At 66.5% G+C, this 12,487-nt stretch carries 11 protein-coding genes; 10 read left to right on the top strand and 1 reads right to left on the bottom strand.

All coding sequences use genetic code 11. The annotated features are described in order from the left end of the window. The first annotated feature begins 210 nt into the window (after positions 1-210). From G432_RS12345 to G432_RS12375, 7 genes are all read left to right on the top strand, one after another. Entirely contained in the window at positions 211-1,083 is an 873-nt protein-coding gene (locus tag G432_RS12345; RefSeq protein WP_015459162.1) for a TorF family putative porin, read from the top strand. A 107-nt stretch (positions 1,084-1,190) separates the two neighbouring features. After that, entirely contained in the window at positions 1,191-1,280 is a 90-nt protein-coding gene (gene kdpF, locus G432_RS12350) for a K(+)-transporting ATPase subunit F (RefSeq protein ID WP_041864902.1), read from the top strand. A gap of 13 nt (positions 1,281-1,293) precedes the next feature. Further along, a complete protein-coding gene (kdpA, locus tag G432_RS12355; RefSeq protein WP_015459163.1) occupies positions 1,294-2,997 on the top strand; it encodes a potassium-transporting ATPase subunit KdpA in 1,704 nt (567 codons plus the stop codon). A 14-nt stretch (positions 2,998-3,011) separates the two neighbouring features. After that, positions 3,012-5,063 carry a potassium-transporting ATPase subunit KdpB gene (gene kdpB / locus G432_RS12360; RefSeq protein WP_015459164.1) on the top strand — a complete coding sequence of 684 codons (2,052 nt, stop codon included), beginning with the start codon at positions 3,012-3,014 and terminating at the stop codon, positions 5,061-5,063. Positions 5,064-5,075: 12 nt separating this feature from the next. Further along, the gene (gene kdpC / locus G432_RS12365; RefSeq protein ID WP_015459165.1) at positions 5,076-5,648 is read left to right on the top strand and encodes a potassium-transporting ATPase subunit KdpC; all 573 of its coding nucleotides are present in this window, start codon (positions 5,076-5,078) and stop codon (positions 5,646-5,648) included. Further along, positions 5,648-8,314, top strand: a complete 2,667-nt coding sequence (locus G432_RS12370) for a sensor histidine kinase (protein WP_015459166.1) — start codon at positions 5,648-5,650, stop codon at positions 8,312-8,314. Before kdpC ends, G432_RS12370 begins: the two co-directional genes overlap by 1 nt. Before the next feature lie 4 nt (positions 8,315-8,318). Next, the gene (locus tag G432_RS12375) at positions 8,319-8,999 is read left to right on the top strand and encodes a response regulator transcription factor (RefSeq protein ID WP_015459167.1); all 681 of its coding nucleotides are present in this window, start codon (positions 8,319-8,321) and stop codon (positions 8,997-8,999) included. A gap of 371 nt (positions 9,000-9,370) precedes the next feature. Here the strand turns inward: G432_RS12375 and G432_RS12380 are convergent, their stop codons facing one another. Further along, complete coding sequence (locus G432_RS12380) at positions 9,371-9,670, bottom strand: ArsR/SmtB family transcription factor (RefSeq protein WP_015459168.1); 300 nt, start codon at positions 9,668-9,670, stop codon at positions 9,371-9,373. 193 nt (positions 9,671-9,863) lie between these two features. On the opposite strand from G432_RS12380, the gene G432_RS12385 reads away from it, so the two are divergent. The 3 genes from G432_RS12385 to G432_RS12395 all read left to right on the top strand — a co-directional run bounded on the left by G432_RS12385 (position 9,864) and on the right by G432_RS12395 (position 12,486). Next, on the top strand, positions 9,864-10,631 hold the full coding sequence (locus G432_RS12385) for a hypothetical protein (protein WP_015459169.1): 768 nt from the start codon (positions 9,864-9,866) through the stop codon (positions 10,629-10,631). A gap of 111 nt (positions 10,632-10,742) precedes the next feature. Continuing rightward, complete coding sequence (locus G432_RS12390) at positions 10,743-11,624, top strand: 3'-5' exonuclease (RefSeq protein ID WP_015459170.1); 882 nt, start codon at positions 10,743-10,745, stop codon at positions 11,622-11,624. Positions 11,625-11,664: 40 nt separating this feature from the next. Then, positions 11,665-12,486, top strand: a complete 822-nt coding sequence (locus G432_RS12395; protein ID WP_015459171.1) for a hypothetical protein — start codon at positions 11,665-11,667, stop codon at positions 12,484-12,486. The last annotated feature ends 1 nt before the right edge of the window (position 12,487 follow it).

The raw sequence follows: 12,487 nt of genomic DNA on the forward strand, positions 1-12,487 counted from the left end.
CAACGGACGTTTCCGCCTGCGCAAGTGTGGCATTGAGGGCGGAAAGGGGGAAACGCGATACGGTCTGAGGTCCGTCGTGCTTTCGCTAACTATACGCCAGCTATATGCGAAAGTCAGGAATCGCTCTCGAAACCCTACGCTAGGTGCGCCTAATCGCGTGTCCCTTGGGGCGCCCCGAAGGTCGGTGGCAGCCAGTGAAGGGGCATATCGATGAAGTTCCTTGTTACGGTCAGCGCAACTGCATTGTTCGCGTGGCCTCTCGCAGCTCAAGCACAATCGACTGCCGAAGATAAGGTGGCGGCAGAAGCCGTACCGCCCTCGGTGCTCACGGTCAGTGGGTCGGCGACACTCGCCTCTGATTACCGCTTCCGCGGCGTGTCCCAGTCCGATCAGGAGATGGCGGTTCAGGGCGGTCTGACGATCGCGCACGACAGCGGCTTCTACGTCGGTGCATGGGCTTCGAACCTCGCGGGCTGGGGCACCTTCGGTGGTGCCAACATGGAACTCGACCTGATCGGCGGCTTCAAGGCGCCGCTTTCCGATAACGCAACACTCGATATTGGCCTCACTTGGTACATGTATCCGGGCGGCGCCGACAAAACGGACTTCGCCGAGCCCTATGCCAAGCTGACCGGCACTACCGGGACTGCAACGCTGACGGCCGGTGTGGCGTACGCGCCCAAGCAGCAGGCGCTTGGACGCTGGTACGACACCGGCACCGAGGCGGCGGCAGGCATCTACAACAATCCCGGTGCCAAGGACGACAATATCTATCTCTGGGGTGATGCCGCAGTTGGCATCGCGGGCACGCGGATCACGGCGAAGGCGCATATCGGCCACAGCTGGGGCCAGGACGGACTCGGGCCGAATGCGACGGCGGTCGCCCCCACCGGCGAGTATTGGGACTGGTCACTTGGCGCCGACGTGACGTGGAGGAACCTCACCTTCAACGTGTCCTACGTCGACACCGACATCTCCGTGTCCGAGGCCAGCCGTCTGCGCCCGAGCTTCAGCAAGGGCCAGGACGGCACCGGCAACATCGCCGGGAGCACGGTCGTCATGTCCCTGACCGCAGCCTTCTGAGGGGGAGGACACGGATGCAGGATCTGCTCTGGATCGCGATCATGGCCGGATTGGTGGCGGCGACGCTCGCCTACGTCCGCCTGTGCGACAATGCGTGAGGTGACGCGATGACGCTCGACCTCTGGCTCGCAGCGCTGACGGCGCTTGGCCTTCTCGCCTATCTCGTGGCGGTGCTGATCCGCCCCGAACGCTTCTGAAGGGGGCGACATCATGACACTTCAGGGTTGGATCCTGATTCTTGGCTTTGTTGCCATCCTGCTCGCGCTGGCCAAGCCGGTCGGCGCGTGGCTGTTCGCACTTTACGAGGGGCGTCGTACGCCGCTGCACCTCGTGCTCGGGCCGTTCGAACGCGGCTTCTACAGGCTGTCCGGCATCGACCCGACGCAGGAACAGGGCTGGCGTCGCTATGCGGTGCACATGCTGCTGTTCAACGCCGCGTTGATGTTCTTCAGCTACGCGGTGCTACGGCTGCAGGCGTTCCTGCCGCTGAACCCGCAAGGCCTGGGGCCGGTGAGCGAGCATCTCTCGTTCAACACGGCCATCAGCTTCACCTCCAACACGAACTGGCAGAGCTATGGCGGCGAGGCGACCATGTCGAACCTCAGTCAGATGCTGGGGCTGACGATCCACAACTTCCTCTCGGCGGCGACAGGCATCGCGCTCGCTTTCGCCCTGTTCCGCGGCTTCGCGCGGCGAGAGGCGAAGACGGTGGGCAACTTCTGGGCCGACGTGACCCGCATCACGCTCTACCTGCTGCTGCCGCTCTGCGTCGCGCTCACGATCTTCTACATCGCCTCGGGCGTGCCGCAGACGCTGGGTGGCGTGGTCGACGTCACCACGCTTGAGGGCGCGCGCCAGTCGATCCTTCTCGGGCCGGTGGCCAGCCAGGAAGCGATCAAGATGCTCGGCACCAATGGTGGCGGCTTCTTCAATGCCAATTCCGCGCATCCGTTCGAGAATCCGACCGCGTTGACCAACTTGGTGCAGATGCTGTCGATCTTCGTGGTCGGCGTGGGGCTGACATGGTGCTTCGGCAAGGCGGTGGGCAACACGCGGCAGGGCTGGGCGATCCTGTCGGCGATGATGATCCTGTTCCTGGCCGGAACGACGATCACCTATTGGCAGGAAGCCGCCGGTAACCCGGTGCTCCACAGCCTCGGCGTGGAGGGCGGCAACATGGAGGGCAAGGAGGCCCGCTTCGGCATCGCCGCTTCCGCGCTGTTCGCTGTCATCACGACCGCCGCCTCGTGCGGCGCGGTCAATGCCATGCATGACAGCTTCACCGCGCTGGGCGGCATGATCCCGCTGTTCAACATGCAGCTGGGCGAGGTCGTGATCGGCGGCGTCGGCGCCGGCATCTACGGCTTCCTGCTGTTCGCCATCCTTGCGGTGTTCGTCGCCGGGCTCATGGTCGGGCGTACGCCGGAATATGTCGGCAAGAAGATCGAGGCGCGCGAGGTGAAGCTCGCGGTGCTCGCGATCGCCGTGCTGCCGCTCATCATCCTTGGCTTCACCGCCCTCTCGTCCGTTGCGGATCAGGGGCTTGCCGGCCCGCTCAACAAGGGGCCGCACGGCTTCAGCGAGATCCTGTACGCCTTTACCTCCGGCGTCGCGAACAACGGCTCGGCCTTCGCCGGCCTGACGGCCAACACGCCTTGGTACAACGGCCTCCTGGGTGTCGCGATGTGGCTCGGGCGCTTCTTCATCATCGTGCCGATGTTGGCCATCGCCGGCAGCCTGGCGGCCAAGAAGTACACGCCTGAGAGCGCAGGCTCGTTCCCGACGACAGGCGGCCTGTGGGTCGGCCTGCTGGTGGGCATCATCCTGATCCTGGGCGGTCTCACCTTCCTGCCGAGCCTCGCGCTTGGTCCTATCGCCGATCATCTCGCGATGATCCGCGGTCAACTTTTCTGATCGGGGGCGCCGACATGGCCCAGAAAACCCAAACACCATCCCGGACCAAGAGCCTGTTTACGGCCGACCTCGTCGTGCCCGCGATCAGGGCATCGTTCACCAAGCTCAACCCACGCGAGCTCGTCCGCAACCCCGTGATGTTCGTCACCGCCGTCGTGGCCGCGCTGATGACCGTCCTGCTCGTGATCGGGCAGGACGATCTCTCGACCGGCTTCAAGATGCAACTTGTCGTATGGCTGTGGCTGACTGTCCTATTCGGCACCTTCGCCGAGGCGCTTGCCGAAGGCCGGGGCAAGGCGCAGGCGGCATCACTGCGCGCCACCAAGGCGGAACTCACCGCCAAGCGGCTGAAGGGCGACGGGCGCCAGTACGACAATGTGGCCGCCAGCCAGCTCAAGATCGGCGACATTGTGCTGGTCGAGACCAATGATCTGATCCCGTCGGACGGTGAGGTGGTCTCCGGCGTGGCGTCGGTCAACGAGGCGGCGATCACCGGCGAAAGCGCGCCGGTAATCCGCGAGGCGGGTGGTGACCGTTCGGCTGTGACCGCCGGCACGCGCGTCATCTCGGACGAGATCCGCGTCAAGGTGACGGTGGAGCCCGGCAAGGGCTTCCTCGACCGCATGATCGCGCTGGTCGAGGGTGCCGAGCGCCAGAAGACGCCGAACGAGATCGCGCTTACCCTGCTGCTGGTAGGGCTCACGATCATCTTCCTGATCGCGGTCGGTACGATCCCAGGCTTCGCAAGCTATGCCGGCGGCAGCATTCACATCGCCATCCTGGCGGCGCTGCTCATCACGTTGATCCCGACCACGATCGCAGCCCTGCTGTCGGCGATCGGCATCGCAGGCATGGACCGGCTCGTACGCTTCAACGTGCTCGCGAAGTCCGGCCGTGCGGTCGAGGCGGCCGGCGATGTGGATGTGCTGCTGCTCGACAAGACCGGCACGATCACGATCGGGGACCGTCAGGCAAGCGAGTTCCGGCCGGTCGGCGGTGTCGCGCCCGAAGCGCTCGCGGAAGCCGCGCTGCTGGCTAGCCTCGCGGACGAGACGCCAGAAGGCCGCTCGATCGTGGTGCTGGCGCGTGACCGCTTCCTGGTGCCCACCGCCGTGCTGCCGGATGGTGCGGAAGTCATCCCCTTCACCGCCCAGACCCGCATCTCGGGCGTGAGGATTGGCGGCGCTCTAATCCAGAAGGGCGCGGTGGATTCGGTTCTCCGGGCCAATCCCGGCCTGGGCGAGACGGCGGGCGCGACCGAGCTTCGGCGGATCACCGACGAGATCGCGCGCGCCGGCGGTACTCCGCTGGCGGTCGCTCGGGACGGCCGGCTGCTCGGCGCGATCTTCCTCAAGGACGTGGTCAAGGCGGGCATCCGCGAGCGCTTCGGTGAGTTGCGGGCCATGGGTATTCGCACGGTGATGATCACCGGCGACAACCCGCTCACCGCCGCGGCCATCGCCGCCGAGGCGGGCGTGGACGACTTCCTCGCTCAGGCGACGCCGGAGGACAAGCTGGAGCTGATCCGCAAGGAACAGCAAGGCGGCAAGCTGGTCGCCATGTGCGGCGACGGCACCAACGACGCGCCGGCGCTGGCGCAGGCCGACGTCGGCGTTGCGATGAACACCGGCACCCAGGCAGCGCGCGAGGCGGGCAACATGGTCGACCTCGACAGCGATCCGACCAAGCTGATCGAGGTCGTCGGCCTCGGCAAGCAGCTGCTGATGACGCGCGGGGCGCTCACCACCTTCTCGGTGGCCAACGACGTGGCCAAGTATTTCGCCATCATCCCCGCCATGTTCGTGGCGCTCTATCCTGGGCTCGGGGTGCTCAACGTCATGGGACTGGCGACGCCGCAATCGGCGATTCTGAGCGCGATCATCTTCAATGCGCTCATCATCCCCCTCTTAGTGCCCCTAGCGCTGAAAGGCGTCGCGTACAGGCCGATGGGTGCCGGGCCGCTGCTGGCGCGCAATCTCGCCGTCTACGGCCTGGGAGGTCTCGTCGCGCCGTTCATCGGCATCAAGATCATCGACCTCGTGGTCGGCGGGCTCGGTCTCGCGTAAGGAGTGACAGTCATGGGCAAGGATTTTACTTCAGCACTGCGGCCCGCGATCGTCATGACGATCCTGTTCGCCGCTCTTCTCGGGATCGCCTATCCGCTGGCGATGACCGGCATCGGTCAGGCAATCTTCCCGAGCCAAGCCAATGGGAGCCTGGTGCGGGATGCCGGCGGCAAGGTGATCGGCTCGACGGTGGTCGGTCAGGCCTTCACGTCGGATCGATACTTTCAGACACGGCCCTCGGCCGCCGGGGAGGGCTATGACGGACTCGCCTCCTCTGGCTCGAACCTCGGCCCCACGTCGCAGGCGCTGGTCGACCGGGTCAAGCCGGACATCGAGAAGCGCCGCGCCGAAGGCGTCACCGGACCAGTGCCGGTCGACCTCGTCACCGCCAGTGGTTCCGGACTCGATCCCGACCTCTCGCCGGAAGCGGCCCTCGCACAGGCGCCGCGGATCGCGAAAGTGCGTAACCTGCCGGTCGAGCGCGTCCGTTCGCTCGTGACCGATCAGCTGGAGACGTCGGTGCTTGGCGCGCCGCATGTCAACGTGCTGGCCCTCAACCGCTCGCTAGACGCGCTCACGCGCTGATGGCGCTGTCCGGCGACGGCAGACCCGACCCTGACGCCCTCCTGCGCGCTGCCGCGCAGGAGGGCAGAGGCCGCCTCAAGATCTTCCTCGGCGCCGCCCCCGGCGTCGGAAAGACCTACGAGATGCTGTCGGACGGGGCTGCCCAGCGCCAAGAGGGGCGGGATGTCGTGGTCGGGGTCGTCGAAACTCACGGTCGTGTAGAGACTGAGGCGCTCGTTCGAGGTCACGAGCTGATTCCCCGCCGGGAAGTTCCCTACCAGGGTCGCATTCTCCACGAGATGGATCTCGACGCGTTGCTCGAACGGGCGCCTGAGCTGGTGCTGGTGGATGAGCTAGCCCATACCAACGCGCCGGGCAGCCGGCATCCCAAGCGTTACCAGGATGTCGAGGAGCTGCTCGCTGCCGGCATCGACGTCTACACCACTGTCAACATCCAGCACATCGAAAGCCTCAACGACGTCGTCGCCTCGTTCACGCGAGTCCGGGTACGTGAAACCGTGCCTGACGGCATCCTCGAAATGGCGGATATCGAGGTGGTCGATATCCCCCCCGACGAACTGATCGAGCGGCTGAAGGCCGGCAAGGTCTATCTCCCACGTGAAGCGACCCGCGCGCTCACCCACTTCTTTTCGAAGTCCAATCTTTCGGCACTCCGCGAACTGGCGCTGCGGCGGGCTGCTCAGGCGGTGGATGCCCAGATGCTCGAGCATGTCCGGGCACTGGGCGTGGGCGGCACCTGGGCCGCGAGCGAGCGGATCGTAGTCGCAGTCAGCGAGCTTCCGGGGGCCGATGGTCTGGTCCGCGCCGCGAAGCGGATCGCGGACGCGCTCCACGCGCCCTGGACGGCGGTCTACATCGAAACGCCTCGCGCGCAGACGTTCGGCGCGGGTGAGCATCGATCTCTCGCCGCGGTCATGAACCTTGCCACCCAGCTTGGCGGGGTGGTCGCCACGGTGCCCGCGACGTCGATCGTGGCAGGCCTCAAGGCGTACCTGACCGACGCACGCGCAACCCAGCTGATCGTGGGTAAGTCGCAACGGTCCCGCTGGTTCGAGCTGCGTCACGGTTCCGTCGTCGATCGTCTCGTACGCGAAACGCCGGGGGTAGCAGTCCACGTTCTGCCGCTTGAGTCTCCACCGCCACGGACTGGTGGCTTTCGCATCCACAATGCCTGGGGTTCGCGCAGCGGCTATGCATGGACTGCTGCGATGGTGGCGGGTGTCACAGCGATCGCCAGTGGCCTGTTCCACGTGCTCGATCTGGGCAATGTGGCCCTGCTCTACCTGCTGCCGGTCATGGCCGCCGCTACCTTGTTCGGGCTGCGAACCGGCCTGTTCGCAGGCCTCACGTCCAGCCTGGCCTATAACTTCTTCTTTCTGCCTCCCACGGGCACGCTGACGGTCAACAATCCCGAGAATGTGATCTCGATCCTGGTGCTGCTCGGCGTTGCTATCGCGACCAGTCAGCTGACCGCACGCGTCCGCGCCCAGGCCGATATGGCGTCATCGAGCGCGCGTACGAATGCGGCATTAGCCGGCTTCCTGAGGCGGCTCACTGGGATCGGCGATCCAATGGAGCTGGCACGCGCGATCTGCGAGGATATCGCGCGCCTCTTCGATCTGCGTGTGGTGCTGCTTGTCCCAAACGGCGGAGGTCTGTCGCTCCAGGCGGCCAGCCACCCGGGGTGCGACCTCGAGACGATGGAACTGGCAGCCGCACGATGGGCATTCGATACCAGCGCGCCGGCGGGCAGGGGATCGGGAACCCTGGCGTCGTCCGACTGGTATTTTCAACCGCTGCGCGCGGGCGACAGGACACAGGGCGTGCTTGGGCTGGCGAAGGAGGATGGGGGCGATCCGCTGCGGGCGGACCAGCTGCCGTTGCTGACGAGCCTTGTCGATCAGGCCGCACTGGTGATGGAGCGCTTCCGTCTCGAAGAGGAGATGCGCGATGTCGAGTCAGTCCGCACCCGTGACCGATTGCGACAGGCACTGTTGTCGTCGGTGAGCCACGACCTGCGCACGCCCCTGACCGCCGTGATCGCCGCGGCCGACCAGCTCGATCATGGCGCCACGCCAGATTTGATCGGAACGATCAAGGCCGAGTCCGCACGGCTCAACCGCTTCGTGTCCAACCTGCTCGACATGGCGCGTGTCGAGGCGGGCGCGCTGAAGCTCAACATCGAAGCCATCGATCTCAGCGACGCTGTCACAGGCGCGGCTCATGATGCGCGTCGCGCGCTGGAAGGCCATCCCGTACGGCTGGATGTCCCGCCGGATCTGCCGCTGGTGCGCGCCGACCCGCAGCTGCTTCATCACTGTCTTCTGAATCTGCTCGATAATGCCGGCCGCTACGGCGATCCCGGCACGGAGATCGTGATCGAAGGGCGTCACCTCTTCGGTCACATCCGCCTTGCCGTGCTGGACAATGGTCCCGGCTTGCCTCCGGGCCGCGAGGCGGAGGTCTTCGAGACCTTCCGCCGGTTCGAGGGATCGGACCGCGCGATCGGCGGAACCGGGCTCGGCCTCGCCATCGTCAAGGCGTTCGCGGAGGCCATGGGCATGTCGGTCGAAGCATCCAACCGCGAAGACGGCAGCGGCGCCTCGTTCGCGCTGATGTTCCCATCCCCCCTCATCGTGCGCGACGTCGCACAGGGAAGCGTTTGATCGGATGTCCGCCAAGGTTCTCGTGATCGACGATGATGCCGCCATCCGCCGGCTGCTACGCAACACGCTCGAACGCGCGGGCTACGCGGTCATCGAGGCTGTGAACGGACGGGATGCGCTTGGGCAGGCTGCCTCGCAGCATCCCGATGCCATTCTGCTCGACCTGGGTCTGCCGGACCGCGATGGCCTCAGTCTCATCCCGCTCCTGCGAACCGACAACGGCGTGCTCCTCGTGGTTTCGGCTCGCGAGGCCACCGACGAGAAGGTGAGCGCGCTCGATCTGGGAGCGGACGATTACGTTACCAAGCCCTTCGACACGGAAGAGCTGCTCGCCCGCCTTCGTGTCGCGCTTCGGCATCGGAGCATGTCGGAAACGGCGCCCAAGGTCATCCGGAAGGGCGACCTGAGCATCGACCTTGACCGTCGCGTGGTGTGCCGCGCTGGGGAGGAACTGCACCTCACCCGCAAGGAGAATGACGTGCTGGCGGTGCTTGCACGCCATGTCGGCAGGGTCGTCACCCATGAGCGGATCATCGCAGCCGCATGGGGCGCGGACGAGGATCCGCGCATCGAGTACCTCCGCATCGTGATCCGCAACCTGCGCCAGAAGCTGGAGGCACCCGGTCCGGTCGGCAGCGTCATCGCCAACGAGCTTGGGGTCGGGTACCGGCTCCGAGCGGATTAGGCGCGTGCGGTCTTCACGCGGGCGCATGCGAAAGTCGGACTAACAGTCGCGAGTCGGGAAGTCCGCATCGTTCCTCCCCGCTCCGAAGCCAGGTTCCGATACCAATGCCCGCGTTCTTTCGCCTGGGCTGTTCCCGACGGGGCAGCCCGGAACACCAAGCGAGGGCCATGATCTCTTCCGGAAGGAGGCGACGAGCCGGTCCGAATGAACATGGGTTGGAGTCGATCCGCGACACCCGGCGAAGCGCCTCTTCCGGGCGATCGCCTGCTCCATCGCTTGGCGGTATTGGCAGGCACTAGTTCGATGCGCGGGCGGGACACCGGGATGTGCGGCCTCCGGAAGCGGTGGTCCGGTAGCCGCGCTCGGGGCTGCTAGTGGCGCGTGCTGCGCGCCTTCTTTCCGCGCTCGCACGCCAGGGCCAGGAACTCACTCAAGCCTTCCGCAGGAGCGGTCTCCGCCCGGTATACCACGGTGCGGCCCACCTTCTCCGAGGACACGAGGCCCGCACGCTGGAGAACGGCGAGGTGCGCCGACATGGTGTTGGGGGTCGTGCCCACCGCCGCCGCGATGTCGCTCGATGCCATGCCTTCCGGAAGGGCTTCCACCAGACGGCGGAACGTGGCGAGCCTGGTCGCTTGGGACAGCGCGGACATCACCTGAAGGGCATGCATCTTTTCCACTCCTGATACTCTAGGTCCGCTCGGCGCCCCAAGCCAAGCGTCCTCGCTACAAAAGCGTTAGCGTGGCGCTAACACTACAATAATTCGCGAAGTGTTGTAATGTTCCGTCGGTGGTCCATATTGTGGTGTGCCGGCGGTCGTCGCCACTTCCGGCACACCTACATCGATGATGATGGAGTGAACCATGAACGCGATCACGGGAAGCATAGAGGCTTCACCTCAGACCGACCTGGACGTCGTCCATTCCGCGCCCGCCTGTGGGCAGTTCCCGGACCCGCTCGAAGCGGACGATGCCTCGGACGAGATCGTCGTCACCACGCGGCGTGCCATCGGGCGTGTCGCCCTCGTGGCGGCCGAGGTGGGAATGCGCTTCCAGCGCGAATCCGTTCCCTACGATCCCATGAGCTGGATGCTGGCGCCGCGCCGCGTGTTCGACGGAGCGGCCCCCGTCGACGCATGTCTCGACCGGGACGACTGCATGCGCGGCGTCCTGGTCCATGGCCTTGGGCTGGGACTGGATGTCGACCGCGCGGCGATCGACACGCTCATGTCATCCGATGACGATGACTTCGATGAGCATGAGTTCGGGCACCTGTACGATGGCCAGTTCGGCGGCGCCGGGCGCTCGAAGCGCGAACGGACGGGTCGTGGCACGCGCCTGCGCCTCTACACCGCGACGATCGCCGAGACCCGTGACAACGTCATGACCCAGGCCTTCCACGCTTCGGTCGCCCGCAACTCGGGCGAAATCCGCGCGCGCCTCGCGGGCCGCTTCGGTCCCGACCTTGCGGACGCAGCCGACATCCGCATCGGCGTGCACGCGGCGTCTCCCCTGGTGGTGGCTCTGGTGCCGGGAGCCGTAATCGAGATGATCCGCCAGATGGATCGCGATTGCGGCACCGTCGCCGCGCGCACCTTCGCCGTCGACATCCAGCAGTGCATCCAGGCGTAGTCGGACCAACCGCCTGACTATGCTCGCGGGCGAAGGGCGCGGCCGTTGCCGCGGCGCGCGAACAGGCTCTTCGATCCACCCCGACTGAACCTCCGCCTCACGGAGACCTTCATGGATACCCAGACCAAGGTCGGGCGCATTGACGCGCCCGCCGCCGGAGGCGTGCGCCTCCTTCATCCCCTGCGATTGCAGGAAGGGCCGACCGGCGAAGGATCCGGGCGGGGCCCGTACATCGGCGTCGCCGTCGATTGCGAGACGACGGGCCTCGACTGGAAGGCAGGCCGCATCATCGAACTGGCTCTTCGCCGCGTGCGCTACGATCGCGACGGCACCATCACGGACATCGATCGCGCGTACGAGTGGCGGGAGGATCCCGGCGAACCGCTGACCGAGGAGGTCTCGCGCCTCACCGGTCTCACCGACCAGGACCTGGCCGGCGAGGAGATCGACACGGATGCCGCCGTCCGGCTCCTCCGGTCCGCCTCGTTCGTGGTCGCCCACAATAGCGCCTTCGACAGGCGCTGGATCGAGGCGCGGCTGCCGGAGGCCGCCGGGCTTCGCTGGTGCTGCTCCATGGCCCAGGTGGATTGGCGCGGCCGTGGCTTCGACGGCAAGGCCCTGGGCTATCTGCTGGTGCAGAACGGCTTCTACTTCTGCGGCCACCGGGCGGCGAACGACGTCGACGCGATGATCGAGATGCTGCGCCACCGCGATGGCCGGGGCCGCACGGCCTTGGCGGAGATGATCGAGCGCGGCTCGGCGCCCTCCTGGGTCGTGCGGGCGAGCGGCGCGCACTTCGATCTGAAGGATGCGCTGCGCGCCCGCGGCTATCGTTGGTCAGCGGACCTGAAGGTCTGGGCAAAGGAGGTCGCGGACGACGACCTCGTGCCCGAGCAGCTCTGGCTCGCCGGCAACGTCTACTCCGCGGACGCGAAGGCTAAAGCGCTCTGTCCCGAACTCGTTCGCGTCACGCCGCGCACGCGCTTCCTCTGACCGGGCGTGAGCCCACCCAATCGAAACAGGAAGGATGACCATGAGCAGGAACAAGATCACGCGAGCCAATAAGCCCGTCTCGACTGCGCTCGCGATCCCGACCGCGGCGGAGCTCGTGCCGATCGTCGGATCGGAGCGGGCGCTGGCGAAGCTGCCTGGCACCGGCGGAGCGGTCGCGCGGGAGGATGGCACCGTGCTGGTCACCGGACGCGGCTACGCAACCCGCGACGGGGTCATCCCTGCGGCGGAGATCTACTTCGTCGATGGGCTGAGGCCGGCGGGGGAGGGTGTCTGGCTGGGCGAGGCCGACAAGGTCGCGTGGCGCGACGAGACGACCGGCTACGAGTGTATCATGCTGCGGGCCACCCGCGGCGGCTACCTGAGCGGTTACGTCGGCGTTCCGCGCGATCACCCGCTTTGGGGATGGGAGCACGGGGCAGTCGGGCCCGATCTCGGCGTCGAGGTGCACGGCGGGCTGACCTACTCGCGCATCTGCGAGGATGGACCCTCGCCGGAGCGCCGGCTGGTAGAGGAGGCCCGCCGGATCTGCCATGTGCCGACGCTGCCTAGCCAGTACGAACCGGTGATTCACGCGACGGGCCACCGTCCCGGCGACGTCCACGCATGGTGGTTCGGGTTCGACTGCAACCACGCCTACGATCTGGTGCCCGAAGCCGACCGTCAGCCGCAGCCGTTCCTCGGCGCGGAGGTGGGGGCCGAGTACCGCGACGACGCCTATGTCATCCAGGAGATCCTCAATCTTGCCGCGCAGTTGCGGGCGGTCGCCGACGGTGTGCCGGCGCCGCCACGCCAGGGACCGCCGCTGCCGCCCATCGGCCTCGATCCCCACGCGGGAGGCTGAC

The organism is Sphingomonas sp. MM-1 (assembly GCF_000347675.2).
Taxonomy (GTDB): Bacteria; Pseudomonadota; Alphaproteobacteria; order Sphingomonadales; family Sphingomonadaceae; genus Sphingomonas_E; species Sphingomonas_E fennica.